This window comes from Citrobacter sp. CK206 (assembly GCF_030333125.1).
GTDB lineage: Bacteria > Pseudomonadota > Gammaproteobacteria > Enterobacterales > Enterobacteriaceae > Citrobacter_B > Citrobacter_B koseri.
Window position 1 is genome coordinate 234856 of the sequence record NZ_JAOWGM010000021.1, and the last position, 26509, is coordinate 261364.

At 56.0% G+C, this 26509-nt stretch carries 25 protein-coding genes; 16 read left to right on the forward strand and 9 right to left on the reverse strand.

What is annotated here, in order from left to right:
* Window positions 1–49: 49 nt before the first annotated feature.
* Both proY and malZ read left to right on the forward strand, forming a co-directional pair.
* On the forward strand, window positions 50–1423 hold the full coding sequence (gene proY / locus OGX81_RS04170; RefSeq protein ID WP_104869004.1) for a proline-specific permease ProY: 1374 nt from the start codon (window positions 50–52) through the stop codon (window positions 1421–1423).
* Window positions 1424–1613: 190 nt separating this feature from the next.
* A complete protein-coding gene (gene malZ / locus OGX81_RS04175; protein WP_104869003.1) occupies window positions 1614–3431 on the forward strand; it encodes a maltodextrin glucosidase in 1818 nt (605 codons plus the stop codon).
* Here malZ and OGX81_RS04180 read toward each other — a convergent pair.
* Window positions 3425–4327 (reverse strand): LysR family transcriptional regulator, encoded by a 903-nt coding sequence (locus OGX81_RS04180; protein WP_024130600.1) that lies wholly within the window; start codon window positions 4325–4327, stop codon window positions 3425–3427. The two genes, malZ and OGX81_RS04180, sit on opposite strands and share 7 nt — an antisense overlap.
* Before the next feature lie 304 nt (window positions 4328–4631).
* Here OGX81_RS04180 and OGX81_RS04185 point away from each other — a divergent pair, with 304 nt between their 5' ends.
* On the forward strand, window positions 4632–7262 hold the full coding sequence (locus tag OGX81_RS04185) for a DUF2339 domain-containing protein (RefSeq protein ID WP_104869002.1): 2631 nt from the start codon (window positions 4632–4634) through the stop codon (window positions 7260–7262).
* A complete protein-coding gene (locus OGX81_RS04190; protein ID WP_104869001.1) occupies window positions 7259–8653 on the forward strand; it encodes a DUF3999 domain-containing protein in 1395 nt (464 codons plus the stop codon). The genes OGX81_RS04185 and OGX81_RS04190 overlap by 4 nt, the downstream gene beginning before the upstream one ends.
* A 151-nt stretch (window positions 8654–8804) precedes the next feature.
* Here OGX81_RS04190 and OGX81_RS04195 read toward each other — a convergent pair whose 3' ends face one another.
* Together OGX81_RS04195 and acpH are read right to left on the reverse strand one after the other, a co-directional pair.
* A complete protein-coding gene (locus OGX81_RS04195; RefSeq protein ID WP_012133577.1) occupies window positions 8805–9407 on the reverse strand; it encodes a peroxiredoxin in 603 nt (200 codons plus the stop codon).
* Between the two features lie 149 nt (window positions 9408–9556).
* The gene (gene acpH, locus OGX81_RS04200) at window positions 9557–10138 is read right to left on the reverse strand and encodes an ACP phosphodiesterase (protein WP_049009713.1); all 582 of its coding nucleotides are present in this window, start codon (window positions 10136–10138) and stop codon (window positions 9557–9559) included.
* 236 nt (window positions 10139–10374) lie between these two features.
* On the opposite strand from acpH, the gene queA reads away from it, so the two are divergent.
* The 6 genes from queA (at window position 10375) to yajD (ending at window position 16351) form a co-directional block, all read left to right on the forward strand.
* Complete coding sequence (gene queA / locus OGX81_RS04205) at window positions 10375–11445, forward strand: tRNA preQ1(34) S-adenosylmethionine ribosyltransferase-isomerase QueA (RefSeq protein ID WP_012133575.1); 1071 nt, start codon at window positions 10375–10377, stop codon at window positions 11443–11445.
* 53 nt (window positions 11446–11498) lie between these two features.
* The gene (gene tgt, locus OGX81_RS04210; RefSeq protein ID WP_012133574.1) at window positions 11499–12626 is read left to right on the forward strand and encodes a tRNA guanosine(34) transglycosylase Tgt; all 1128 of its coding nucleotides are present in this window, start codon (window positions 11499–11501) and stop codon (window positions 12624–12626) included.
* Between the two features lie 22 nt (window positions 12627–12648).
* On the forward strand, window positions 12649–12981 hold the full coding sequence (yajC, locus tag OGX81_RS04215) for a preprotein translocase subunit YajC (RefSeq protein ID WP_012133573.1): 333 nt from the start codon (window positions 12649–12651) through the stop codon (window positions 12979–12981).
* A 27-nt stretch (window positions 12982–13008) separates the two neighbouring features.
* The gene (secD, locus tag OGX81_RS04220) at window positions 13009–14856 is read left to right on the forward strand and encodes a protein translocase subunit SecD (RefSeq protein WP_048902403.1); all 1848 of its coding nucleotides are present in this window, start codon (window positions 13009–13011) and stop codon (window positions 14854–14856) included.
* A gap of 10 nt (window positions 14857–14866) precedes the next feature.
* Window positions 14867–15838, forward strand: coding sequence for a protein translocase subunit SecF (secF, locus tag OGX81_RS04225; RefSeq protein WP_024130598.1), 972 nt, complete (start codon window positions 14867–14869; stop codon window positions 15836–15838).
* 165 nt (window positions 15839–16003) lie between these two features.
* Window positions 16004–16351, forward strand: coding sequence for an HNH nuclease YajD (gene yajD / locus OGX81_RS04230; protein ID WP_047458501.1), 348 nt, complete (start codon window positions 16004–16006; stop codon window positions 16349–16351).
* Window positions 16352–16427: 76 nt separating this feature from the next.
* Here yajD and OGX81_RS04235 read toward each other — a convergent pair whose 3' ends face one another.
* Both OGX81_RS04235 and OGX81_RS04240 read right to left on the reverse strand, forming a co-directional pair.
* Entirely contained in the window at window positions 16428–17282 is an 855-nt protein-coding gene (locus tag OGX81_RS04235) for a nucleoside-specific channel-forming protein Tsx (RefSeq protein ID WP_012133569.1), read from the reverse strand.
* A gap of 301 nt (window positions 17283–17583) precedes the next feature.
* Window positions 17584–18123 (reverse strand): SadB/YajI family lipoprotein, encoded by a 540-nt coding sequence (locus OGX81_RS04240; RefSeq protein ID WP_104869000.1) that lies wholly within the window; start codon window positions 18121–18123, stop codon window positions 17584–17586.
* 152 nt (window positions 18124–18275) lie between these two features.
* On the opposite strand from OGX81_RS04240, the gene nrdR reads away from it, so the two are divergent.
* The 6 genes from nrdR (at window position 18276) to pgpA (ending at window position 22373) form a co-directional block, all read left to right on the forward strand.
* Window positions 18276–18725, forward strand: a complete 450-nt coding sequence (gene nrdR / locus OGX81_RS04245) for a transcriptional regulator NrdR (protein WP_012904816.1) — start codon at window positions 18276–18278, stop codon at window positions 18723–18725.
* 3 nt (window positions 18726–18728) lie between these two features.
* A complete protein-coding gene (ribD, locus tag OGX81_RS04250; protein WP_104868999.1) occupies window positions 18729–19832 on the forward strand; it encodes a bifunctional diaminohydroxyphosphoribosylaminopyrimidine deaminase/5-amino-6-(5-phosphoribosylamino)uracil reductase RibD in 1104 nt (367 codons plus the stop codon).
* Window positions 19833–19917: 85 nt separating this feature from the next.
* Entirely contained in the window at window positions 19918–20388 is a 471-nt protein-coding gene (gene ribH / locus OGX81_RS04255; protein WP_001021161.1) for a 6,7-dimethyl-8-ribityllumazine synthase, read from the forward strand.
* Between the two features lie 19 nt (window positions 20389–20407).
* Entirely contained in the window at window positions 20408–20827 is a 420-nt protein-coding gene (nusB, locus tag OGX81_RS04260; RefSeq protein WP_000801129.1) for a transcription antitermination factor NusB, read from the forward strand.
* Between the two features lie 75 nt (window positions 20828–20902).
* Complete coding sequence (thiL, locus tag OGX81_RS04265) at window positions 20903–21880, forward strand: thiamine-phosphate kinase (RefSeq protein WP_012133565.1); 978 nt, start codon at window positions 20903–20905, stop codon at window positions 21878–21880.
* Window positions 21858–22373 carry a phosphatidylglycerophosphatase A gene (pgpA, locus tag OGX81_RS04270; RefSeq protein ID WP_012133564.1) on the forward strand — a complete coding sequence of 172 codons (516 nt, stop codon included), beginning with the start codon at window positions 21858–21860 and terminating at the stop codon, window positions 22371–22373. The genes thiL and pgpA overlap by 23 nt, the downstream gene beginning before the upstream one ends.
* Before the next feature lie 60 nt (window positions 22374–22433).
* On the opposite strand, the gene yajO is transcribed toward pgpA, so the two are convergent.
* Genes yajO through xseB form a run of 4 tightly spaced genes read right to left on the reverse strand, consistent with a single transcriptional unit; the run spans window position 22434 to window position 26502 of the window.
* Window positions 22434–23408, reverse strand: coding sequence for a 1-deoxyxylulose-5-phosphate synthase YajO (gene yajO / locus OGX81_RS04275; protein ID WP_104868998.1), 975 nt, complete (start codon window positions 23406–23408; stop codon window positions 22434–22436).
* A 56-nt stretch (window positions 23409–23464) separates the two neighbouring features.
* The gene (dxs, locus tag OGX81_RS04280; RefSeq protein WP_047458486.1) at window positions 23465–25327 is read right to left on the reverse strand and encodes a 1-deoxy-D-xylulose-5-phosphate synthase; all 1863 of its coding nucleotides are present in this window, start codon (window positions 25325–25327) and stop codon (window positions 23465–23467) included.
* A gap of 32 nt (window positions 25328–25359) precedes the next feature.
* Window positions 25360–26259 (reverse strand): (2E,6E)-farnesyl diphosphate synthase, encoded by a 900-nt coding sequence (gene ispA, locus OGX81_RS04285; RefSeq protein ID WP_104868997.1) that lies wholly within the window; start codon window positions 26257–26259, stop codon window positions 25360–25362.
* Window positions 26260–26502 carry an exodeoxyribonuclease VII small subunit gene (xseB, locus tag OGX81_RS04290; RefSeq protein ID WP_012133560.1) on the reverse strand — a complete coding sequence of 81 codons (243 nt, stop codon included), beginning with the start codon at window positions 26500–26502 and terminating at the stop codon, window positions 26260–26262.
* Window positions 26503–26509: the final 7 nt, after the last annotated feature.

Below are 26509 nucleotides of genomic sequence, written 5' to 3' on the forward strand. Positions count from 1 at the left end.
GGGCTACAGGCCCCGTGGTTTTTTTATTATTTTGATGGGTTCGGAATTGATGGAAAGCAATAACAAGCTAAAGCGTGGGCTGAGCACCCGGCACATTCGCTTTATGGCATTGGGATCGGCAATTGGCACCGGATTATTTTATGGCTCGGCAGACGCCATCAAAATGGCCGGGCCAAGCGTGTTGCTGGCCTACATTATCGGCGGGGTCGCGGCGTACATTATTATGCGCGCGCTGGGCGAAATGTCCGTGCATAACCCCGCCGCCAGCTCGTTCTCGCGCTATGCGCAGGAAAACCTCGGCCCGCTCGCGGGTTACATTACCGGCTGGACTTACTGTTTTGAAATTCTGATTGTCGCCATTGCCGACGTGACCGCCTTCGGTATCTATATGGGGGTCTGGTTCCCTGCGGTGCCGCACTGGATCTGGGTGCTGAGCGTGGTGCTACTTATCTGCGCCATCAACCTGATGAGCGTGAAGGTATTCGGCGAACTGGAATTCTGGTTCTCGTTCTTTAAAGTCGCCACTATCATCATCATGATTGTCGCCGGCTTCGGCATCATTATCTGGGGGATTGGCAACGGCGGGCAGCCGACCGGGGTCCACAACCTGTGGAGCAACGGCGGGTTCTTCAGCAACGGCTGGCTGGGAATGGTGATGTCGCTGCAAATGGTGATGTTCGCTTACGGCGGGATTGAAATTATCGGCATCACCGCCGGAGAAGCGAAAGACCCGGAAAAATCTATTCCGCGTGCCATCAATTCTGTGCCGATGCGTATTCTGGTGTTCTACGTGGGCACGCTGTTCGTCATCATGTCTATCTACCCGTGGAACCAGGTTGGCACCAGCGGCAGCCCGTTCGTCCTGACCTTCCAGCATCTTGGCATTACGTTTGCCGCCAGCATTCTGAACTTTGTGGTGCTGACCGCTTCGCTGTCGGCGATTAACTCCGACGTGTTCGGCGTGGGGCGTATGCTGCACGGTATGGCGGAGCAGGGCAGTGCGCCGAAAGTGTTCGCTAAAACGTCGCGTCGCGGTATTCCGTGGGTGACGGTTATGGTGATGACCATTGCGCTGCTGTTCGCGGTTTACCTGAACTACATCATGCCGGAAAACGTCTTCCTGGTGATTGCTTCGCTGGCGACCTTCGCCACGGTATGGGTATGGATTATGATCCTGCTGTCGCAGATTGCGTTCCGCCGCCGTCTGCCGCCGGATGAGGTGAAGGCGCTGAAATTTAAAGTGCCGGGCGGCGTGGCGACAACCGTTACGGGCCTGATTTTCCTGGTCTTTATTATCGCGCTTATCGGCTACCATCCAGATACCCGTATTTCGCTGTACGTCGGTTTCGCCTGGATCGCACTGCTGCTGGTCGGCTGGATGTTTAAACGCCGCCGCGACCGCCAACTGGCTGAAGTGGGGTGATTCCCCGCCGGATGGCGCTAACGCTGACCCGGCCTACAGGCAACCGTAGGCCGGGTCAGGCGAAGCCGCCGCCCGGCAGTATCAAACAATATCCTCCCCCGGACTCCTCCCCCAATAAACATTAAGATGATGAGTTATCCTTGATGTCGCTATGGCAAGGTGGCTTCATTTTCATCAAAGGGGATACGTGATGTTGAACGCCTGGCACCTTCCGGTTGCCCCATTTGTTAAGCAAAACAAAGAACAACTGACCATTACGTTATGGCTGAGCGGGGAAAACCTGCCCCAGCGTGTGACGCTACGCGCTGAGAACGATAATGAAGAAATCTCGCTGGCGATGCATCGGCTGCGCAGTCAACCGCAACCGGGCGTCACGGCGTGGCGGGCGGCGATCGATCTCGCCAGCGGACAGCCGCGCCGTCGCTACAGCTTTAAGCTGCTCTGGCACGATCGCCAGCTGTGGTTCACGCCGCAGGGATTTAGCCGTTTCCCGCCCGCGCGGCTGGAGCAGTTTGCCGTCGATGTGCCGGACAATGGCCCACAATGGGTCGCCGATCAGATTTTCTATCAAATCTTCCCGGATCGCTTTGCCCGCAGCCAGCCGCGCGAAGCGGAACAGGATAATGTCTATTACCATCATGCCGCCGGTCAGGATATCGTCTTGCATGACTGGGACGATCCGGTGACTGCGCAGGCCGGGGGATCGACGTTCTACGGCGGCGATCTGGACGGGATCAGTGAGAAACTGCTGTACCTGAAAAAACTGGGGGTGACGGCGCTGTACCTGAACCCGGTCTTTAGCGCGCCAAGCGTCCATAAATACGATACGGAAGATTATCGTCACGTTGATCCGCAGTTTGGCGGCGATCGGGCGCTGCTGCGCCTGCGGCAGCATACGCAGCAGCAGGGAATGCGCCTGGTGCTGGATGGCGTCTTTAACCATAGCGGCGACTCGCACGCCTGGTTTGACAGGCACAATCGGGGAAGCGGCGGCGCATGCCACAACCCGGATTCGCCCTGGCGTGACTGGTACTCTTTCTCCCCGGAGGGCGTGGCGCTGGACTGGCTGGGGTATCCGAGTCTGCCCAAGCTGGATTACCAGTCGGAAAGCCTGGTCAATGAAATCTACCGCGGTGAAGACAGCATTGTGCGTCACTGGCTGAAAGCGCCGTGGCATATGGACGGCTGGCGGCTTGATGTGGTGCATATGCTGGGCGAGGCCGGAGGCGCGCGCAATAACCTGCAACACGTTGCCGGCATTACGCAGGCGGCAAAAGAGACGCAGCCTGACGCCTATATCGTTGGCGAGCATTTTGGCGATGCGCGGCAATGGCTCCAGGCGGATGCGGAAGACGCCGCTATGAACTATCGCGGCTTCACTTTCCCGCTGTGGGGATTTCTCGCCAATACCGATATCTCTTACGATCCGCAGCACATTGACGCGCAAACCTGCATCGCCTGGATGGATAACTACCGTGCTGGTCTGTCGCATCAGCAGCAGCTACGGATGTTTAACCAACTGGACAGCCACGATACCGCCCGTTTCAAATCGCTGCTGGGCAAAGACGTGGCGCGTTTGCCGCTGGCGGTTGTCTGGCTGTTTACCTGGCCTGGCGTTCCCTGCATCTATTACGGCGATGAAGTGGGGCTGGACGGCAATAACGATCCGTTCTGTCGTAAGCCGTTCCCGTGGCAGGTTGAAAAACAGGATGCCACGCTGTTGGCGCTGTACCAGCGTCTGGGGAAACTTCGCCAGCGCACGCAGGCGCTACGTCACGGCGGTTGCCAGGTGATTTATGCCGAAGAAGATGTGGTGGTCTTTGTGCGAGTCTATCACCAGCAGCGCGTACTGGTGGCGATCAACCGGGGCGAGGCCTGTGAGGTCGTATTGCCTGCCTCACCGTTGCTTAACGTCAGCGAATGGCGAGGCAAAGAGGGGAAAGGCCAACTGGCTGAGGGTGTTCTCAGCCTGCCCGCCATTTCCGCTACGGTCTGGGTGAATCACTGATAGAGCTGCGCGACTTCCGGGCTGGCGAGCAGGGCTTCTCGCCACCAGCGCTGCGCCAGACCGTCGCTGTGGTTGCGCCATGCCATATAGGCGACATCTTTCTGCCGAAAAGAGATGACGGATTTTTCCACCAGCTCGCCGGTGGCAAGCCACGGTCTGACAATATGGCGGGGGAGGAATCCGCACCCTAAACCGGCGCGCAGCAGCGTCACTTTGCTGTCGAAGTCATCCACGCGAATTTGCGGCTGCTCATCCATTAAATTGGATTGCAGGGGATGGCAGAAGCGGGCGCTGTCGCTGATCACCACCGCCCGGTGCAGACAGAGTTGCTCATTGGTCAGACCGTCCGTGGCGGCGGCCAGCGGGTGCGAAGGCGCGACCACAAATACGTTGTCCAGGGTGCCGAGCATTTTATATGACCAGGCGGCGGAGGTCGGAGGCTCGTTAATTGCGCCGAGAATGATGTCCGCGCCGTTGTGCGTCAGCTCTTCCCACGATCCCGCCAGCGTATGGTGTGTAAAATTGAGGCGCGTTTGCTTATTCAGCGCATAAAACGCATCAATAACGGGCAGCAGCGTCTCGAAAGGGAAGGAGTCATCCAGCGCTATCGCCAGCTCTTTTTCCCAGCCAGAGCTTAACTGCACGGCTTGTTTCTCCAGGTCTTTTGCGGCGTTGAGCAGCAGACGCCCTTTTTCCAGCATCATTCGTCCGGTATCGGTAAATTTCGCCCGGTGGCCGGAGCGATCGAGAAGCTCAATATCGAGATCGTTTTCCAGTTTCTGAATCATATAGCTAAGCGCCGCGGGGGTTTTAAACAGCGACCCGGCCGCAGCGGCAAACGAGCCGTGTTTGTCGATAGCATCAAGAATGAGCAGAACGTCCAGATTGATTCGCATGATCTGAAAATATCCTGAAAATGAAATAAGTACGTTGTACAGACTGTCGAAAAACAATGCCAGTGAATAATTTAGACCAAAGCATGGCATTTTTTTGAGGGTGTCTGTTATGCAAAATAAGATGAAATAACCACGTTATTAGCATGGTTCATTTCCTCAATAATGCATTAAAAATGGTCGGCTCTATTCGCCCCTAAGCCGCGTTCTGGTTTACGCTGCGATCCGGCATTTTCACCTTCAGGGATGGCAAAAATGTAATAATCTATGTCATTCTGGTCTGTCCTTGTACAGTGAAGGTGGAAACATGGATGAGCTTTTAATCCTTGGCTGCATTGTTTTATTCTTCGCGCTGGTGGTGGTTCCCATTCTCGCGATTGTCGCGCTCAACCGCAGCGCGGCGGTTCGCTTTGAGCTGGCGGTGTTGCGCCGACGGGTTGAGCAACTTGAACAGCAGCGTGCGGAAGAAGCGCCTGCGGTACAGGTGACGGCGGAACCTTCGCTATCTGCGAAAGAGCGTGTCGCGCCATCGCCGCCTGATGCCATCGAAGCGGCCATATCTGAGCCGGAAAATCCCTGGGCTGCGCAGGAAACCCTCGCAAAACCGCTCCCGGCGCCTGCTAAAACGGCAAAACCTTCCGCGTTCGGCGGCGTTTTCACCTCGCTGGCGCGCTGGTTTATGCAGGGAAATCCGCTGGCGAAGCTGGGCATCCTGCTCCTCTTTTTCGGTTTATCTTTCCTGTTGCGTTATACGGTTGAACACGCGCTGTTTCCGCTTGAACTGCGTCTTGTCACTGCGGCGCTGTGTGCCGTAGTGCTGCTCGCGACGGGCTGGCGTTTGCGACACAAACAGCCGGTTTATGCGTTGATCCTGCAAGGCGGTGCGACAGGCGCGCTCTATCTGACCGTCTTTGGCGCATTCCGGCTGTGGCAAATGCTGCCGATGACGCTGGCGTTTGCGCTGCTGGTGCTGATTTGCGCCGCAAGCGTAGGGCTGGCTATTTTGCAAAAAGCGCTTAGCCTGGCGATGCTGGCCAGCCTGGGCGGCTATCTTGCGCCGCTGCTGCTGTCGACGGGCAGCGGGAACTATGTGGCGCTGTTCTCGTTCTATCTCCTGCTGTCGGCAGGCATTCTTGCCATAAGCGTCTGGCAGCACTGGCGTGAGCTTAATCTGCTGGGGTTATTATTCACTTTCGGGGTCGGCGGCCTGTGGGGTGTCAGTGACTACCGGCCTGAATACTGGCTCAACTGCCAGCTTTTCCTGATTGCCAATATCATTATTTTCGGCGTGCTGAGCGTGGCGCTGTCGCTGCGGGCGCAGGAAAAAGGCAAACATATTGTTGATGGCGTGCTGTTGTTTGCGCCGCCGCTGGTTGGGTTTGGCATGCAGTACGCCATTACCCAACATATGGATTACGGTCCGGCGCTCAGTGCGCTGGGATATGGCGCGTTCTATATGGTGCTGGCGTGGCTGGCGCTGCGCCGCTACCCGTCGATGGGAAGGCCGCTGGTGCTGGCGGCGCTCGCGTTGGGCGGCGCGTTTACTACCCTCGCCATCCCGCTGGCGCTTTCGGCGCGCTGGACGGCAATGGCCTGGGCGCTGGAGGGGCTTGGCGTATTGTGGCTGGGTATGCAGCAACAGCAGCGGCGGATGAGTTATAGCGGCACTGCGCTCATGCTACTGGCTGTGGGCAGCGCGCTGTGGGCGCTGGCCGATGACGCCGCGCCGCTGACGGTGATGATGATCTTCGCCGTGCTGAGTTTGTGCTGGCTGGGCGGCGCCTGGCTGTGGCGCAGCGAGAAGAAGGAGGTCAGTTGGGCGCTGCTGGCGGGCGGCATCGCCTTCTGGATCGTCGCGCTGACGGGCGCCTCGCAACTGGCGCTGGCGCGTTATGCTGCCGAATGGTCTGGCGTGCTGGCGCTACTCGCCGCGTCCGCCTGGCTCTGGCGTTATCTGAGCGGGCGGCTCGCCTGGCAGGCGTTAGGTTACAGCCCCTGGCTGCTGTGGCCTGCGATGCTGCTGGCATTGCTGTACCAGATTGAAGAACGCCAGATTTTCGCCGCAGGCTGGCAAAATCTGGCGTGGTGCGTGGCGCTGCCTTGTGCGGTGCTCATGCTTTATCGTGATGATGCGCATCTGCCGCCGCGCATCTCCCGGACGCTGCATTTATCCTTGTTCTGGATGGTGCTTTTAGCGCTCGGGATGGAGCTGTTCTGGTTTGTGCAGTCGTTGCCGTGGGGAATGGACGCCTGGCGCAGCGGGTTGATGATGGCGGCGGGCGGAATCGTCATACTGCTGGTACACGCCGCGCTGCGCCGCGATTTGTGGCCGTTCAAATGCTGGCCTGCGTTGTACGGCGCGCTGGCGCTGGCGCCCGTGGCAGCGATCCTGCTGTTGCTTCTGGTGCTGGCGAATTTACAGGATGGCGTGGTTTTCCAACAGCGCTATCTGCCAGTGGTGAACCCGCTTGAGGAGGGAGCCGCTTTCGCCTTGCTGGGATTGTTCCTCCTTGCGCGTTTCTCTCGTCGTTTTCTGCCGTCGCCGTTAGCGAAATATCGCGCATGGGCGCCTGTGGTGCTGGCGGCGCTCGCATTCTGGTGGTTGAACGGAGGGCTGATGCGGGCGCTGGCGTGGTATGGCGAGGTGGCGTGGAGCATGGAGACATTGTGGCATTCGCGGTTGATCCAGACCTGTTTCGCCCTGTTCTGGATGCTGACGGCATTAGTTATGATGTTGCTCGCGACCCGTCGCCGTTCGCGGCGGGAATGGTTATGCGGCGCGGTGCTTTTGGGGATCGTCATTGTTAAGCTGATGCTGGTGGATAGCGCGCGCGGCGGCGGGCTGGCGCGCGCCATCGCTTTTATCGGCGTGGCGATCCTGGTACTTATCGTCGGGTATTTCTCACCGTTACCGCCCAAAGCAGGAGAAGAAAAATGAAATGGATGAAAGCGGTAGTCTGGAGCGCGTTGCTGAGTGTGGCGTGGCCGGCGTTCAGCCGTGATGAAGCCCCGGAAACGCCGCAGGATTACGCCACCGGCATGATGCTGGAAGCGACGGGTTCATCGCCGTGGTATCGCGTTTCGCTGCCGCTGGCGCTTTACCAACAAAGCGCCTGGCCGGATTTACGCGATGTGCGGGTTTTTAACCGCCAGGGCGATACGGTGCCCTTTGCGCTGACGGCGCAGAAAACGCCGTCTGTCACGCCAGAGACGGTGGCGCTGCGGCTTTTTCCTCTGGATATGTCGCCAGTATCACCGCGGGAAGGGGAGCGCCGTGGAAGCGAATCCTTTGTCTTGCGTTCAAAGACCGGCGTGGAAATTCATCTGGAAAGCGATGACGTTAACGCGGTTGGGCAGAGCTATTTACTGACTCTGCCGGAAGAGATGACGGCGGCCTTTTCGCTGGCGCAACTGCGCCTGAACTGGAACACGCCTGCGGGCAACTGGCAGGGGAAGGCGTCCGTTTATGCCAGCCGTGATTTACGTTACTGGCAACCCGTGCAAGAAGACGCGCCGCTGATGGATCTGACGCGCGATAACGATCGGCTGAAAATGGACACCATCAGCGCCAGCCTGACGCTCTCTGCGGAAGGCCGTTGCTACCTGCTGGTGATTCTTGATTCGCAAAGTCCGCCGCTGACCTTAAACAGCGTAAGCGCCATTGCGGACAGCGGAGAACCAGCGTCGGAGCGTATTGCGCTGGAGGCCCACGCAAAGAAAGTGTCGGAAACAGAAGCCGTATGGCGCTGGAATCAGCCGCAGCCGCTGACGTCGCTCAGAATTGCGCTGGAAAACGAGGGCGTTTTACCGGTTGAGCTGGCATGGCGCGGCGGGGAAAAAGAGGCGTGGCGTCCACTGACGAAAACGATCCTGTACCGCCTCGACGGGAAGCGTTCGGAGGATATTCTTCTTTCAGGTCAACAGGTTGAAGCTATCCGTATGACCACCATCAACGCCCGATTGCCGGAAACGCTGCCTGCGCTGAGCGGCGCGCGGGACAGTTATCAACTGGTGTTCAATACGCAGGGGAAAGGCCCGTATATGCTGGCCTGGGGAAACCGGGCGGCGGAAAAAGCCGATGTTGAGCTGGATATGCTGATCCCGGCGTCGCTGCGCAAAACGCAGGATGTTAACGACCTGCCCTGGGCGATGACGCAGCAGCGCGTAACGCTGGGCGGTGAGGCGCGGCTGACGGCAACGTCGGCTGCGGAGCAGCAAAGCCGCTGGAAAACGTTACTGGTGTGGGGGGCGTTGATTGCTGGCGTCGCGGTACTGTTGGTGATGGCGTGGCGAATCTGGCGCGAGGTGAAAAAGGACGGCGCGGCGTAAACGCGACATGTTTGTAGGCCCGGTAAACGGCGTGCCACCGGGCACTACGCCGGATGGCGGCGGAACGCCTTATCCGGCCTACAAAAATCCATAGGCCTGATAAGCGCAATAAAAAAGCTCGCCATAGCGAGCTTTTTTCAATTCGAGCCGATTACAGGCTGGCGACGTTTTCAGTCAGGTATTTTGCCACGCCGTCTGGAGAGGCGTTCATCCCTTCTTTGCCTTTTTCCCACTGTGCCGGGCACACTTCGCCGTGCTCTTCGTGGAACTGCAACGCGTCAACCATACGCAGCATTTCGTCGATGTTACGGCCCAGCGGCAGGTCGTTAACCACCTGGTGACGAACCACGCCGTTGGCGTCGATCAGGAAAGAACCGCGCAGGGCAACGCCCGCTTCCGGGTGTTCGATACCGTAGGCTTTCTGGATTTCACGCTTCACGTCAGCAACCATTGCGTATTTCACTGCACCGATGCCGCCTTTATCGACAGGGGTGTTACGCCATGCGTTGTGGACGAATTCAGAGTCAAAAGAAACGCCGACAACTTCTACGCCACGCGCCTGGAACTCTTCATAACGTTTGTCGAAAGCAATCAGTTCAGACGGGCAAACGAAGGTGAAATCCATCGGCCAGAAGAACAGAACGGTTGCTTTGCCGTTGGTGTGCTGTTTGAAGTTGAAGTTTTCAACGATCTCACCGCTACCCAGTACGGCGGCTGCTGTGAAGTCCGGGGCCTGACGAGTAACCAGTACCATATAAATACTCCTGCAAAGTTAAGGGGTTTGGAACGCAACGCGGGCAAGTATAGGGAGGGGAAGAGGGCAACTCAACGCGGTGCTGACAATCAATGAGACAGGTTTCACCTATCAATTTTTTGCCTGATGGCGTTACGCTTATCAGGCAGCTAAAGCGACTTCTGACGCGCCTGCGCCATCATGCGCGGGTAGAAGCGCCAGAAACGTGCTTCTAACGCATCGTAGTGCGCATCCAGATCGTACCAGGAATCGCGCAGGGCATCGAGGCGTGGGCGGCGATTCGCCATCCCGTTGAGGACATTCTGGATAAAATCCATATCGCGATAACGCTCCAGCCACTTTTCCGACCACAGATAATCGTTCAGATTCACAAAACGCGGCGGCGAGTCGGGCAAAATAGTGCTGACCTGCGCATGGGCGTAGCCCACGAATGCCTGCAACGGGAAATCGGGAGATATTGTCGCCCAGTGGCGCGACAAGAAGTGGTCCCACATCACATCCAGAGTGATGGGGGCTACACGACGGGTTTCGCTGCGAAACCATTCCCGCGCTTCACGCACTTCCGGCAGATTATCGGTCATGACGTCAATCCGCCGATGCATATAAATCCCTTCCACCACGTCAGGGGGAAAATTAGCCTCCGGGTTTCCCCGAACAAAATCGGCCAGCAAATTGCCGGAAAGCGAGCTGTCGGCGAGATGTGCTAAGTGCAGGTGTGCAAGAAAATTCATATCCACTTCATCCTTCAAACTGCCTCTTTGTTGGCTGCGAGTTACTCGGCCTATCCCCGGGCCTCACCCCAGCGACTTACTTGAGTAAGCGCCTGGAGACTCATTCAGTTGCCGCCTCGATACATCCTGAATGATTTTGTCTATAGCTTATATCTCTTAACTTGAGGGGTAACGGTTGCAGGGAGCGCGCCCCGGCACTAGACTACCCGCCTCTTATTTTAGTCTGAGTCAGTGTCATGCGCGTTACCGATTTTTCCTTTGAATTACCCGAATCCCTGATTGCCCACTATCCGCAGCCTGAGCGCAGTCGTTGTCGCTTGCTGTCACTGGACGGGCCGACGGGCGCGCTGACGCACGGTACTTTCACCGATCTGCTCGATAAGCTCAACCCTGGCGATCTGCTGGTCTTTAATAATACCCGCGTCATCCCGGCGCGTCTGTTTGGCCGTAAAGCCAGCGGCGGCAAGATTGAAGTGCTGGTTGAGCGGATGCTGGATGACAAACGTATTCTGGCGCATATTCGCGCTTCCAAAGCGCCGAAACCGGGCGCGGAACTGCTGTTGGGCGATGACGAAAGCATTAACGCCACCATGACCGCACGTCATGGCGCGCTGTTTGAAGTTGAGTTCAACGACGCGCGCCCGGTTCTGGAGATTCTCAACGCGATCGGCCATATGCCGCTGCCGCCGTACATCGACCGCCCGGATGAAGACGCCGACCGTGAGTTGTATCAGACGGTCTACAGTGAAAAACCGGGGGCCGTTGCCGCGCCAACCGCAGGTTTGCACTTTGACGATCCGCTGCTGGCCGCGCTGCGCGAAAAAGGCATTGAGATGGCGTTTGTGACGCTGCACGTCGGCGCGGGGACGTTCCAGCCGGTGCGTGTGGAGACCATTGAAGATCACATCATGCACTCGGAGTACGCCGAAGTCCCGCAGGAGGTGGTTGATGCGGTGCTGGCGGCAAAAGCGCGGGGTAATCGGATCATCGCGGTAGGCACCACCTCGGTACGCTCGCTGGAGAGTGCGGCGCAGGCGGCGAAAAACGACCTGATCGAACCGTTCTTCGGCGATACGCAAATCTTCATCTACCCAGGTTATCAATACAAAGTGATTGATGCGCTGGTGACCAATTTCCATCTGCCGGAATCGACGCTGATTATGCTGGTGTCCGCTTTTGCGGGTTATCAGCACACGATGAATGCGTACAAGGCTGCGGTAGAACAAAATTATCGCTTTTTTAGCTACGGGGACGCGATGTTTATCACGTACAATCCGCAGGCTTTGAATGAGCGTGTCGGGAAGTAGGTTCGCGGCACAGGTTTAAACGTCAGACTGTTTTTCTGGCGTATGGAGAGAAAATGAAATTCGAACTGGATACTACCGACGGACGCGCTCGCCGTGGCCGCCTGGTGTTTGATCGTGGCGTAGTGGAAACGCCTGCTTTTATGCCCGTCGGTACGTATGGCACCGTTAAAGGCATGACGCCGGAAGAAGTTGAAGCTACCGGCGCACAAATTATTCTCGGCAACACCTTCCACCTGTGGCTGCGTCCGGGTCAGGAAATCATGAAACTGCATGGCGATCTGCATGATTTCATGCAGTGGAAAGGCCCGATCCTGACGGACTCCGGCGGTTTCCAGGTGTTCAGCCTCGGCGATATTCGCAAGATCACCGAGCAGGGCGTGCATTTCCGCAACCCGATCAACGGCGATCCGATTTTCCTCGATCCTGAAAAATCCATGGAGATTCAGTACGATCTCGGTTCCGATATCGTCATGATTTTCGACGAATGTACGCCGTATCCGGCGGACTGGGACTATGCTAAACGCTCTATGGAGATGTCTTTACGCTGGGCGAAGCGTAGCCGCGACCGTTTTGATGGTTTGGGCAACAAAAATGCGCTTTTTGGTATCATTCAGGGCAGCGTTTACGAAGATTTACGCGATATCTCCGTCAAAGGTCTGGTAGAGATTGGCTTTGATGGCTACGCTGTCGGCGGTCTGGCTGTGGGTGAGCCGAAGGAAGACATGCACCGCATTCTGGAGCATGTCTGCCCGCAAATCCCGGCGGACAAACCTCGTTACCTGATGGGCGTCGGCAAACCGGAAGATCTGGTGGAAGGCGTGCGTCGCGGTATCGATATGTTTGACTGCGTTATGCCAACACGCAATGCCCGTAATGGTCACCTGTTCGTGACTGACGGCGTGGTGAAAATTCGTAATGCGAAGCATAAAAGCGACACCAGCCCGCTCGATGCCGAGTGTGATTGCTACACCTGTCGCAATTATTCGCGTGCCTACTTGCATCATCTCGACCGTTGCAACGAAATATTGGGCGCGCGACTCAACACGATTCATAACCTGCGTTACTACCAGCGTTTGATGGCGGGTTTACGCAAGGCTATTGAAGAGGGTAAATTAGAGAGCTTCGTGACCGATTTTTACCAACGTCAGGGTCGACCTGTTCCACCTTTGAACGTTGATTAATTTTAATAATGAGGGAAATTTAATGAGCTTTTTTATTTCTGATGCGGTAGCGGCAACAGGTGCTCCGGCGCAGGGCAGCCCGATGTCTCTGATTTTGATGCTGGTGGTGTTTGGTCTGATTTTTTACTTCATGATCCTGCGTCCACAGCAGAAGCGCACCAAAGAACACAAAAACCTGATGAGCTCCATCGCAAAAGGCGATGAAGTGCTGACTAACGGTGGCCTGGTGGGTCGCGTAACGAAAGTAGCGGAATCCGGCTACATCGTTATCGCGCTGAATGACACCACTGAAGTGGTTATCAAACGTGACTTCGTAGCTGCCGTTCTGCCGAAAGGCACTATGAAGGCGCTGTAATCTATTGTTTTCCCAAAGGGAACTGCCGTGTTAAACCGTTATCCTTTGTGGAAGTACATCATGCTGGTCGTCGTGATTGTCGTCGGCCTGCTTTACGCACTTCCCAACCTGTATGGTGAGGATCCGGCTGTTCAAATCACTGGCGCGCGCGGCGTCGCCGCCAGTGAGCAAACGCTGATCCAGGTCCAGAAAACGTTACAAGAAGAAAAAATTACCGCTAAGTCTGTGGCTCTGGAAGAGGGCGCTATTCTTGCGCGCTTCGACACCACCGACATCCAGCTGCGCGCCCGTGAAGCGCTGGTTGGCGTGCTGGGTGATAAATACGTCGTGGCGCTTAACCTTGCTCCGGCAACGCCTCGTTGGCTGGCGGCCATTAAAGCCGAGCCGATGAAACTTGGCCTTGACCTGCGTGGCGGCGTTCACTTCCTGATGGAAGTGGATATGGACACCGCGTTAGGTAAGCTTCAGGAGCAAAATATCGATAGCCTGCGCAGCGACCTGCGTGAAAAAGGCATTCCTTATACCACTGTTCGCAAAGAAGATAACTACGGTCTGAGCATCACGTTCCGCGATAACAAAGCGCGTGATGAAGCGATCTCTTATCTGAGCGGGCGTCACCGCGATCTGGTGATTACCAGCCAGGGCAATACGGTGCTGCGTGCGGTCATGTCTGATGCGCGTCTGAGCGAAGCGCGTGAATATGCCGTTCAGCAGAACATCAACATTCTGCGTAACCGTGTAAACCAATTGGGCGTGGCTGAGCCGGTTGTCCAGCGTCAGGGTGCGGATCGCATCGTCGTTGAGCTGCCGGGTATTCAGGATACCGCGCGTGCGAAAGAGATCCTGGGCGCTACCGCGACCCTCGAATTCCGTCTGGTAAACACCAACGTTGACCAGTCTGCGGCGGCATCCGGGCGCGTACCCGGTGACTCGGAAGTGAAACAGACGCGCGAAGGCCAGCCGGTTGTGCTGTACAAACGCGTGATCCTGACCGGTGATCATATCACCGACTCCACTTCCAGCCAGGACGAATACAACCAACCGCAGGTTAACATCTCGCTGGATAGCGCAGGTGGCAACATCATGTCTAACTTCACCAAAGACAATATCGGCAAGCCGATGGCGACCTTGTTTGTGGAGTACAAAGACAGCGGTAAGAAAGATGCCAACGGTCGTGCGGTACTGGTGAAGCAGGAAGAGGTGATTAACATCGCCAACATCCAGTCTCGCCTGGGCAACAGCTTCCGTATTACCGGTATCAACAACCCTAACGAAGCCCGCCAGCTCTCTCTGCTGCTGCGCGCCGGTGCGCTGATTGCGCCGATTCAGATTGTTGAAGAACGGACTATCGGCCCGACGCTGGGTATGCAGAACATCAAACAGGGCCTGGAAGCGTGTCTGGCCGGTCTGGTGGTCTCCATTCTGTTCATGATCTTCTTCTACAAGAAGTTCGGTCTGATTGCGACAAGCGCGCTGGTGGCCAACCTGGTATTGATTGTCGGTATCATGTCGCTGCTGCCGGGGGCCACGCTGAGTATGCCGGGGATTGCCGGTATCGTGCTAACCCTTGCGGTGGCGGTCGACGCCAACGTACTGATCAACGAACGTATTAAAGAAGAGTTGAGCAACGGGCGTACGGTTCAGCAGGCGATTGATGAAGGTTATAAAGGCGCGTTCAGTTCCATCTTCGATGCGAACATCACCACGCTGATTAAAGTCATCATCCTGTACGCAGTCGGCACCGGGGCAATTAAAGGGTTCGCGATTACTACCGGTATCGGTGTGGCGACGTCGATGTTTACCGCGATTGTCGGTACGCGTGCCATCGTAAACCTGTTGTATGGCGGCAAACGCATCAACAAGCTGTCAATCTGAGGAGTGCGATGTGGCACAGGAATATACTGTTGAACAATTGAACCACGGCCGTAAAGTCTATGACTTTATGCGCTGGGACTACTGGGCTTTCGGCATCTCTGGCTTCCTGCTGATTGCGGCCATCGTGGTGATGGGCGTGCGCGGTTTTAACTGGGGTCTCGATTTTACCGGTGGTACGGTTATCGAAATCACGCTGGAAAAACCGGCCGAAATGGACGTGATGCGCGATGCGCTGGAAAAAGCGGGCTTTGCCGAGCCGCTGTTGCAGAACTTCGGTAGCAGCCACGACATTATGGTGCGTATGCCGCCGACGGAAGGTGAAGACGGCGGTCAGGTGCTGGGTAGCAAGGTGCTGAGTGTCATTAACGAAGCCACCAGCCAGAACGCCGCCGTGAAGCGTATTGAGTTTGTCGGGCCGAGCGTGGGCGCCGATCTGGCGCAAACCGGTGCGATGGCGCTGATTGTCGCGCTGATCTCTATCCTCATTTATGTCGGTTTCCGCTTTGAGTGGCGACTGGCGGCGGGGGTGGTTATCGCGCTGGCGCACGACGTGATTATCACCTTAGGGATTCTGTCGTTGTTCCATATTGAGATCGACCTGACGATCGTTGCATCGTTGATGTCGGTTATCGGTTACTCGCTGAACGACAGTATCGTGGTATCTGACCGTATTCGTGAAAACTTCCGCAAAATTCGTCGCGGGACGCCTTACGAAATCTTTAACGTGTCGTTGACCCAGACGCTGCACCGTACGTTGATCACCTCCGGGACGACGTTAGTGGTGATTCTGATGCTGTACCTCTTCGGTGGTCCGGTACTGGAAGGCTTCTCTCTGACCATGCTGATCGGTGTTTCTATCGGTACGGCATCGTCGATCTACGTGGCCTCGGCGCTGGCGCTGAAGCTGGGCATGAAGCGCGAGCATATGTTGCAGCAGAAAGTTGAGAAAGAAGGGGCGGATCAGCCGTCTATTCTGCCTTAATCACGCAGTCACGTTATTACTGGAATCCCGGTCGCATGGCCGGGATTTTTTTATCGCTAAAAAAGCCTGTGGTTAAGCGGGCTTCTGCATCCTTCACGGGCAATGGGGTACGCAGAGTGTTAAACTTGCTCATAACCCTACATTCAACGCAGATACAGAGTCACTATGGCGATTATCCCTAAAAACTATACGCGGCTGGAAAACGGCTATCGTGAAAAGGCGCTCAAATTATTTCCGTGGGTATGCGGGCGATGCTCTCGCGAATTTGTTTATTCTAACCTGCGCGAATTAACCGTCCATCATATCGATCACGACCACACCAATAACCCGGAAGACGGCAGTAACTGGGAGTTGCTGTGTCTGTACTGTCACGATCATGAGCATTCGAAATATACCGAAGCCGATCAGTATGGCTCAACCGTTATTGCCGGGGAGGATGCGCAGAAAGATGTCGGCGCTGCGATGCATAACCCTTTCGCTAATCTGAAAGCGATGATGGATCAGAAGAAATAAAAAAGCACCGGCGCGTTGCGCGTTCGGTGCTCTTTCTGTGCCCGGCGCTGTGCTGGCCGGGCGGCAAATAAACCGCTTAGAAGTTGTAACCGACAACCAGGTAGCCACCCCAACCGGTAGCTTTAACCGTTTCGGATTGCCATACCGGCTGAGCGCCGTTTTCCCACTGTCCGCCGTTATGGAAGTAACGAGCCACCACAGAGTAGTGCCAGTGATCGTAGTTCAGCGCCAGGATGTGGCTGGATGCGATAGAGTTGCTGGTACGGTACTGAGAGTCGCCCAGATCGGAGCCCCAGTCAAAGTTAGTGAAACCGATGTAGCTCAGGTTGCCGCCCCACAGCTCGGTGAGTGGCACGAAGTATTTCACTTTGAAACGGTAGCCATCCCACTCGTTTTCGTTATCAGCCAGGTAGTTCTGCCACTGGTACTTCGCATAGACGTTCAGAGACAGGCTCATCGGCAGACCGGTTTCGATGTCAGTACCCAGACCCATGTACCAGGTGCTCTGACGGCCAGACTTGTTACGACCCATGTCATAGATGTAGTTGTTAGCGAAATACCACTCTTTGAACGGGCCAAAGCTCAGGTCGGCTCCGGTCAGTTTGTCGATAGAGAAACGCGGTTCAATTTCCATGAACAGCGGGGAACCGTGGTTCCAGATACCCTTCGCGTTGGTGTTACCGCCGAAGAATACCGGCGCATCCATATAGCCGTAGAAATCGAACCAGTCTTTTTTCGCGAATGCTTCATATTCCAGATAGGTATCGTTACGGAGCTGCGGTCCGAAACGGGTATGGTAGCTGCCTACGACGTTAACGCTCTGGTGCCACCAGTCTGAAAGGTATTGCGGTTTGTCATTTTCTGCTGCGTTAACAGTAAAGGACGATGAGAGCGCCAGCACTGCACCGGCTGCAAGTAATGTTTTTTTCATATTGTATGCCACTGTTTGAAATCCCTTGAAGGGAATGAAAAAGGCGCAATTTGCGTTTCTAAATATTTCGTGTTTCTGCGGAGCCTATTATAGAAATCATTGCTCACAAAAATATGTCTTGTTTCACAGATCTATCATCTACGTAATCGATTGCGTTCACGTTTGCGTACTTTAAGCGCGGCGATTGTACTGACTTTCATGAATGTTGCCAACTTTTAGCAAAAATTGCGGTGATGTCAGGGGAGTAACAAAAAGCAGGGGGGGGGATGTTGCGGAACGCACAAAACGCTCCGCCGGAGGTTTATTGATTAACAGGCTGGATATCGTGAACGCGGACAAAACCTAACTGGTCGGGCGTTAATCCATTTAATTGTAACGGGATGTCCACATCGCTCGGCGCCAGGATGCTGGCCGGGGCGTTAATCAGTTGATTCTGGACATTCACTTCCTGATAGTTATCCGTGGTGCCCTGAATCTGCCCGTATTCGACAGTACCGCTAAACGCCGGTAACGGATCGTTGGACTCACCCTGAATGCGCAGCGTCACGCGCGTGCCGTCGGCATTGGGCGCGGTATTCACCAGGGACATACGCAGCGTACCGATCTGGCTGTTCAGGCGGGCAGGCGTTTTTGAACCCGGCAGCAGGTAGACCCCGCTGGTGGATTTCGCATTCAACATATTTTGCTGAGTAATCTTCACGGTTTCCTGGTTTAACTGCGCCATTTCCGTATTCAGCGTGCTGACGCTTTGGTTCATCTGGCGAACTTCGCTCTGCTGCGCGCAGGCGCTCAGGCTAAAGAGGCTTCCCACCAGGAGAATTCTTAGGTAACGTCTTGTCATGTAGATTATTTCCTTCATGGTCGCGATACCCTAATGGTAGATCGCAAAGGGGCGTAAGGTATCGATCCTTTGTCTCAAAAGTGCTCCGCCTTTGTTGTCGCGCCAGTTCAGGGTAAAATAGATTTCTGTTAACCACCTGGTCAGGACGCCGTATGCATTGCCCATTCTGTTTCGCCGTAGACACTAAGGTTATTGACTCTCGTCTCGTGGGTGAGGGCTCTTCCGTACGCCGCCGTCGGCAGTGTCTGGTCTGTAATGAACGTTTCACTACCTTTGAAGTGGCAGAGCTTGTTATGCCGCGCGTAGTGAAAAGTAACGATGTGCGTGAACCTTTCAACGAAGAGAAGTTGCGCAGCGGTATGCTAAGAGCGCTGGAAAAACGCCCTGTCAGCTCTGATGACGTCGAAATGGCGTTGAATCACATCAAATCACAGCTGCGAGCCACCGGGGAACGCGAAGTTCCCAGCAAAATGATTGGCAACCTGGTGATGGAGCAACTGAAAAAGCTCGATAAAGTGGCTTACATCCGCTTTGCCTCCGTCTATCGGAGTTTCGAAGACATCAAAGAATTCGGCGAAGAGATTGCTCGCCTACAGGATTAAGCCATGCTGGATGAGTTTTACATGGCGCGTGCGCTGAAGCTGGCGCAGCGCGGGCGTTTCACCACGCACCCGAACCCGAATGTAGGCTGTGTGATCGTCAAAGATGGCGAAATCGTTGGCGAAGGCTACCATCATCGCGCGGGTGAACCGCATGCTGAAGTCCATGCGCTGCGTATGGCGGGAGACAAAGCCAAAGGCGCGACCGCGTATGTCACGCTTGAACCGTGCAGCCATCATGGCCGTACGCCGCCGTGCTGCGATGCGTTGATTGCCGCTGGCGTGGCGCGGGTCGTTGCGGCGATGCAGGACCCCAATCCGCAGGTCGCGGGACGTGGGCTGTACCGTTTGCAGCAGGCGGGGATCGACGTCAGCCACGGGCTGATGATGAGCGAAACGGAACAGCTGAACAAAGGTTTCCTCAAGCGGATGCGCACCGGCTTCCCGTATGTGCAGCTCAAGCTCGGCGCATCGCTGGATGGCCGCACGGCGATGGCCAGCGGTGAAAGCCAGTGGATTACCTCCCCGCAGGCGCGGCGCGATGTGCAGCGTTTACGGGCGCAAAGCCATGCGATTCTGACCAGCAGCGCGACGGTGCTGGCCGACGACCCGGCGTTAACGGTTCGGTGGCCTGAACTGGATACCTCAACCCAGACTCTCTATCCGCAGGAAAACCTGCGTCAGCCGATTCGCATTGTCCTCGACAGCCAAAACCGCGTGACGCCGGAGCACCGTATTGTGCAGCAGCCGGGAGAAACCTGGTTTGCCCGTACACAGGACGATTCCCGCATCTGGCCTGAGACGGTTCGCAGCCTGCGGGTGCCGGAGCATAACGGTCATCTGGATCTGGTGGTGCTGATGATGCTGTTAGGTAAACAGCAGATTAACAGCATCTGGGTGGAGGCCGGGCCAGTGCTTGCGGGCGCGCTGTTGCAGGCGGGCGTGGTGGACGAGCTTATCGTCTATGTTGCGCCTAAACTGTTAGGAAGTGATGCGCGAGGATTATGTGTGCTGCCGGGGCTTGAGAAACTGAGCGAGGCACCCCATTTTAAATTCAACGAGATACGCCATGTAGGCCCGGATGTTTGCCTGCATTTGATTCCCGCGTAAAGGCTTCGAAATAGAGAAGCGGCGCGTCGAGTATTATGATAAAATCCGCCCCCCTGCGGGGCCATATCGAACCCGAAGGAAGAATATGAACATTATTGAAGCTAACGTTGCTACCCCGGACGCTCGCGTCGCCATCACCATTGCGCGTTTCAACAATTTTATCAATGACAGCCTGCTGGAAGGCGCGATTGACGCCCTGAAGCGTATTGGTCAGGTAAAAGATGAAAATATTACCGTGGTTTGGGTTCCTGGCGCGTATGAACTGCCGCTGGCGGCTGGCGCATTGGCAAAAACCGGTAAATATGACGCGGTGATTGCGCTGGGTACAGTGATTCGTGGCGGTACCGCGCACTTTGAATATGTGGCTGGCGGTGCAAGCAACGGCCTGGCGCACGTCGCCCAGGACAGCGAAATCCCGGTAGCCTTTGGTGTTCTGACCACTGAAAGTATTGAACAAGCCATCGAACGTGCTGGCACTAAAGCTGGCAACAAAGGTGCGGAAGCCGCACTGACCGCGCTTGAAATGATTAATGTATTGAAAGCCATCAAGGCCTGATTTTTGTAAGGGGAAATCCGTGAAACCTGCTGCTCGTCGCCGCGCTCGTGAGTGTGCCGTTCAGGCGCTCTACTCCTGGCAGTTGTCCCAGAACGACATCGCTGATGTTGAATACCAGTTCCTGGCGGAACAGGACGTAAAAGATGTCGACGTTCTGTATTTCCGTGAACTGCTGTCCGGGGTGGCGACTAACAGCGCGTACCTGGACGGATTGATGAAACCGTACCTGTCTCGTCTGCTGGAAGAGCTGGGTCAGGTAGAAAAAGCTGTGCTGCGTATTGCGCTGTTTGAACTGTCTAAACGTAGCGATGTGCCATATAAAGTGGCCATCAACGAAGCGATTGAACTGGCGAAGACCTTCGGCGCCGAAGACAGCCACAAGTTCGTCAACGGCGTACTGGACAAAGCAGCACCTGTGATTCGCCCCAACAAAAAGTAATCTCCAGGTCGGCTGGTGGCGGGATATATTCCCGCTATCTCCGGCCTTTTCTTTTTTTCTGCTGAGGCATAACGTATGGCATGCGGCGAGTTCTCCCTGATTGCCCGTTATTTTGACCGTGTTAGAAGCTCTCGTCTCGACGTCGAAACCGGTATCGGTGACGATTGCGCTCTCCTGAATATTCCTGAAAAACAGACGCTGGCGATCAGTACCGATACGCTGGTGGCGGGCAACCATTTCCTGACTGATATCGATCCTGCCGATCTGGCCTGGAAAGCGCTGGCGGTTAACTTAAGCGATCTGGCGGCGATGGGGGCCGATCCGGCCTGGCTGACGCTGGCCCTGACGCTGCCGGACGTTGACGAAGCGTGGCTGGAAGCGTTTAGCGACAGCCTGTTTGACCTGCTGAATTACTACGATATGCAGCTGATTGGCGGCGACACCACGCGTGGGCCGCTGTCGATGACGCTGGGTATTCATGGCTATGTGCCCGTGGGACGCGCGCTCAAGCGTTCCGGGGCAAAACCTGGCGACAGGATTTACATCACCGGCACGCCGGGGGACAGCGCCGCTGGGCTGGCGATTTTACAACATCGCTTACAGGTGGCGGATGCGAAAGACGCAGACTACTTGATTAAGCGGCACCTGCGCCCGACGCCGCGTATTTTGCAGGGGCAAGCTCTGCGCGACCTGGCGAATGCGGCGATCGATCTTTCCGATGGCCTGATTTCTGATTTGCGGCATATCGTTAACGCCAGCGGCTGTGGCGCGCGGGTGGATGTGGATGCGCTGCGGTATTCTGAGGCGGTTACCCGTCATGTTGATCCCGGGCAGGCGCTGCGCTGGGCGCTTTCCGGCGGTGAAGATTATGAATTATGCTTCACTGTACCGGAGTTGAACCGTGGCGCGCTGGATGTGGCGCTGGGGAATCTTGGCGTACCGTTTACCTGCATCGGACAAATGAGTGCGGATGTGGAAGGCATCAGCTTCATGCGTGACGGAAAGCCTGTCACTTTTGACTGGAAAGGATATGACCATTTTGCCACGCCATAAAGATGTTGCCAAAAGTCGGCTGAGCCTGCGTAACCCGTGGCACTTGCTGGCTACCGGGTTTGGCAGCGGCCTCAGCCCGATTATTCCGGGAACAATGGGGTCGTTAGCGGCGATCCCATTCTGGTATCTGATGACATTTCTGCCCTGGCAGCTCTACTCGCTGGTGGTGATGTTGGGGATCTGTATTGGCGTTTATCTTTGCCACCGAACGGCGAAGGATATGGGCGTTCACGATCACGGTAGCATTGTCTGGGATGAGTTTATCGGGATGTGGATCACCCTGATGGCGCTCCCTACGATGGACTGGCAGTGGGTTGCCGCCGGATTTGTGATTTTCCGTATTCTGGATATGTGGAAACCCTGGCCGATTCGCTGGTTCGACCGTAACGTACACGGCGGAATGGGAATAATGGTTGACGATATCGTCGCAGGGGTTATTTCCGCCGGTCTGCTTTATTTCATTGGGCACCATTGGCCCATCGGGTTGTTTTAAACCTGTAGGCCGGATGGCGGCATACATGCCTTATCCGGCCTACATGCTCATCGGGCAATATTATTTAAACCCGACCACCGGATGCTGTTTATACGGCGTTTCCAGCTCGGCAATCTGCTCTGGCTTCAACGTCAAATCCACCGCGCCGAGCAACTCATCCAGCTGTTCTTCCCGCGATGTACCGATAATCGGCGCAGCGATGCCTGGTTTACTCAATAGCCATGCCAGCGCCACCTGCGCACGCGTTGCGCCAAGATCCTCACTGACGCCCGTCAGACGCTCTGCAATCCGTGCGTCATTCTCATCGCTCTCGCTGTACAGCGTCTTGCCGAACTCATCGGATACCGAACGTGCGGTGGCTTCTCCCCACGGGCGCGTCAGTCGTCCTCGTGCCAGCGGGCTCCACGGAATCACCGCGATCCCTTCGTGATAGCACAGCGGCAGCATCTCGCGCTCTTCTTCGCGATAGATGAGATTGTAATGATCCTGCATACTGACAAACTGCGCCCAGCCGTGCTGTTTTTGCAGCGCCAGCGCCTGGGCAAACTGTGCGGCGTGCATGGAGGAGGCGCCGATATAGCGCGCCTTACCGGCCTTCACCACATCATTCAGCGCTTCCAGCGTCTCTTCTATCGGCGTGTTGTAATCCCAGCGGTGAATTTGCAGGATATCCACATAGTCCATACCCAGACGTTTCAGACTGTCATCAATGGAACGCAGGATTTGCGCGCGGGATAATCCTTCTGGCAGGTCGCCGACGCGATGAAAAACTTTGGTGGCGACCACCACCTCTTCGCGGCGGGCGAAATCACGCAGCGCGCGACCCACAATCTCTTCGCTGCTGCCTGCGGAATAGCTATTGGCGGTATCAAAAAAGTTAATACCGCCTTCAAGCGCGCGCTTAATGATGGGGCGGCTGCTTTCTTCCGGTAGCGTCCAGGCGTGATTGCCGCGATCCGGTTCACCGAACGTCATGCAGCCCAGACAAAGGCGAGAAACCCGTAGATCTGTTTTTCCTAAGGTGTTGTATTGCATTGTTCCGCTCCTGTTATACCCGTTATTGATTAAGCATAGCAGGAGCGGGGAGGGGATTATGCCAGCCAGTCCTTGATTTTGGCCTCAATTCCGGCGGCATCCAGACCGAGTTCCGCGCGGGCCTCGTCCTGTGTACCCTGCGGGATAAAGAAGTCCGGCAGGCCGATATTCAGTACCGGAACGACTTTACGATGCGCCATCAGCACTTCGTTAACGCCGCTGCCTGCGCCGCCCATAATGGCGTTCTCTTCAAGCGTGATCAGCGCTTCGTGACGCTCAGCCATCTCCAGAATCAACGTTTCATCCAGCGGCTTCACAAAGCGCATATCGACTAAGGTCGCGTTCAGGGATTCGGCGACTTTTGCCGCTTCCGGCAGTAGCGTACCAAAGTTCAGAATCGCCAGTTTTTCACCCTGACGTTTGACGAGTCCTTTGCCGATCGGCAGTTTTTCCAGCGGCGTCAGTTCCACGCCAACGGCGTTGCCACGCGGATAACGCACTGCCGTTGGGCCATCGTTATAGTGATAGCCGGTGTACAGCATCTGGCGGCACTCGTTTTCATCGCTCGGCGTCATAATGACCATTTCCGGGATGCAGCGCAGGTAAGAGAGATCGAACGCGCCCTGGTGCGTCTGCCCGTCAGCGCCGACGATACCGGCGCGGTCGATAGCAAACATTACCGGCAGTTTTTGGATCGCGACGTCATGCAGCACCTGATCGTAGGCGCGTTGCAGGAAGGTGGAGTAGATCGCCACGATCGGCTTATAACCACCGATCGCCAGACCGGCGGCAAAGGTCACTGCATGCTGCTCGGCAATCGCCACGTCAAAGTAGCGGTCGGGGAATTTACGTGAAAACTCCACCATGCCGGAACCTTCGCGCATTGCCGGGGTGATTGCCATCAGCTTGCTGTCTTTGGCGGCGGTTTCGCACAGCCAGTCGCCGAAGATCTTTGAATAGCTCGGCAGGCCGCCGCTGCTTTTTGGCAGGCAGCCGCTGGACGGATCGAATTTTGGCACCGCGTGGAAGGTGATCGGATCTTTTTCCGCCGGTTCATAGCCACGACCTTTTTTGGTCATGATATGCAGGAACTGCGGGCCTTTCAGATCGCGCATGTTCTTCAGCGTGGTAATCAGCCCCAGCACGTCGTGACCATCGACCGGGCCGATATAGTTAAAGCCCAGCTCTTCAAACAGCGTGCCTGGCACGACCATGCCTTTGATATGTTCTTCGGTGCGTTTGAGCAGCTCTTTGATAGGCGGCACGCCGGAGAACACTTTCTTCCCGCCTTCACGCAGGGACGAGTAGAGCTTGCCGGAAAGCAGCTGCGCCAGGTGGTTGTTCAGCGCGCCGACGTTTTCCGAGATCGACATTTCGTTGTCGTTGAGAATGACCAGCATGTCCGGCTTGATATCGCCCGCGTGGTTCATCGCTTCGAACGCCATCCCGGCGGTGATCGCCCCGTCGCCAATGACGCAAACGGTGCGACGGTCTTTGCCTTCTTTTTCTGCGGCGACCGCAATGCCAATACCTGCGCTAATGGAGGTAGAGGAGTGGCCGACGCTCAGTACGTCGTATTCGCTTTCACCGCGCCACGGGAAGGGGTGCAAACCGCCTTTCTGACGAATGGTGCCTATTTTATCACGACGCCCGGTGAGAATTTTGTGCGGATAAGCCTGATGCCCCACGTCCCAGATTAACTGGTCAAACGGGGTGTTATAGACATAGTGCAGCGCCACGGTGAGCTCCACCGTGCCCAGCCCGGAGGCGAAATGTCCGCTGGAACGACTGACGCTGTCGAGTAAATAGCGGCGCAGTTCGTCGCAGAGTTTCGGCAGACTCTCTTTTGGTAGCAGGCGTAACTCCGAAGTGGAGTCGACCAGTGCCAGGGTCGGGTATTTGGCTATATCAAAACTCATCAGAGGCCTATTAAGTAAGACTTGTTGTTTGTTTATTTATCACGCTGGATTATGTAGTCCGCTAGCGCTTCCAGTGCCGAGGTATCGAGTGAGAGGTCTGCCAGCTGCGTTAACGACTGGCGGGCGTCTTCGATCAGATCCCGGGCTTTATTCCGGGCTTGCTCAAGGCCCAGAAGTGCAGGGTAGGTACTTTTGCCAAGTTGCTGGTCAGCACCCTGACGTTTACCCAACGTTGCAGTATCGCCCACCACATCCAGAATGTCATCCTGGACCTGGAAGGCAAGGCCGATACTTTCTGCGTACTTATCGAGTATCGGCAAGGCGTTTCGTCCGTTTTCTCCGGCACTTAGCGCGCCAAGACGAACCGCAGCGCGAATCAGCGCGCCCGTTTTATGACGATGGATACGCTCCAGCGCCTCCAGCGGCACCCGTTTCCCTTCGGCATCAAGATCCAACGCCTGGCCACCGCACATTCCGGCGATGCCGCTGGCGTTCGCCAGTTCAGAAATCATAGCAATGCGGTCGCGGTCGGCCACTTCCGGCATCGGGGCATCGCTGATGATAGAAAACGCCAGCGTTTGCAGGGCATCTCCGGCCAGAATGGCATTCGCTTCGCCAAATTTGACGTGGCAGGTCGGCAGACCGCGACGCAGGTCGTCGTCGTCCATCGCGGGTAAATCGTCATGAATCAACGAATAAGCGTGAATGCACTCAACGGCGGCTGCCGGGGCATCCAGCGTGGGCAGGCTTACGCCAAACATCCTGCCCGTTGCGTAAACCAGGAACGGGCGCAGACGTTTACCGCCTAATAATGCGCCATACTGCATGGTTTCGACCACGGGAGTGTTCTGAAAGGGCAGTGGTGCGATAAAACGGCTCAGCGCCTGGTTGGCCTGCTCGACGCAGGACTGTAGCTGCTGCGAAAAGTCCATTTACTCATTATCCGGTGTAAAAGGCTCAGGAGATGCATCTTCATTGTCAGACAGCAGAATCTGCACACGCTGTTCGGCCTGTTGCAACTTTGCCTGCCCCTGACGCGCCAGCTGCACGCCACGTTCAAATTCGTTCAGCGCCTCTTCCAGCGGCAGGTCGCCGCTTTCCAGACGGGTAACAATCTGTTCCAGCTCGCTCAGCGCTGTTTCAAAGCTGGCGGGCGCCTCATTTTTCTTCGGCATAATGAAT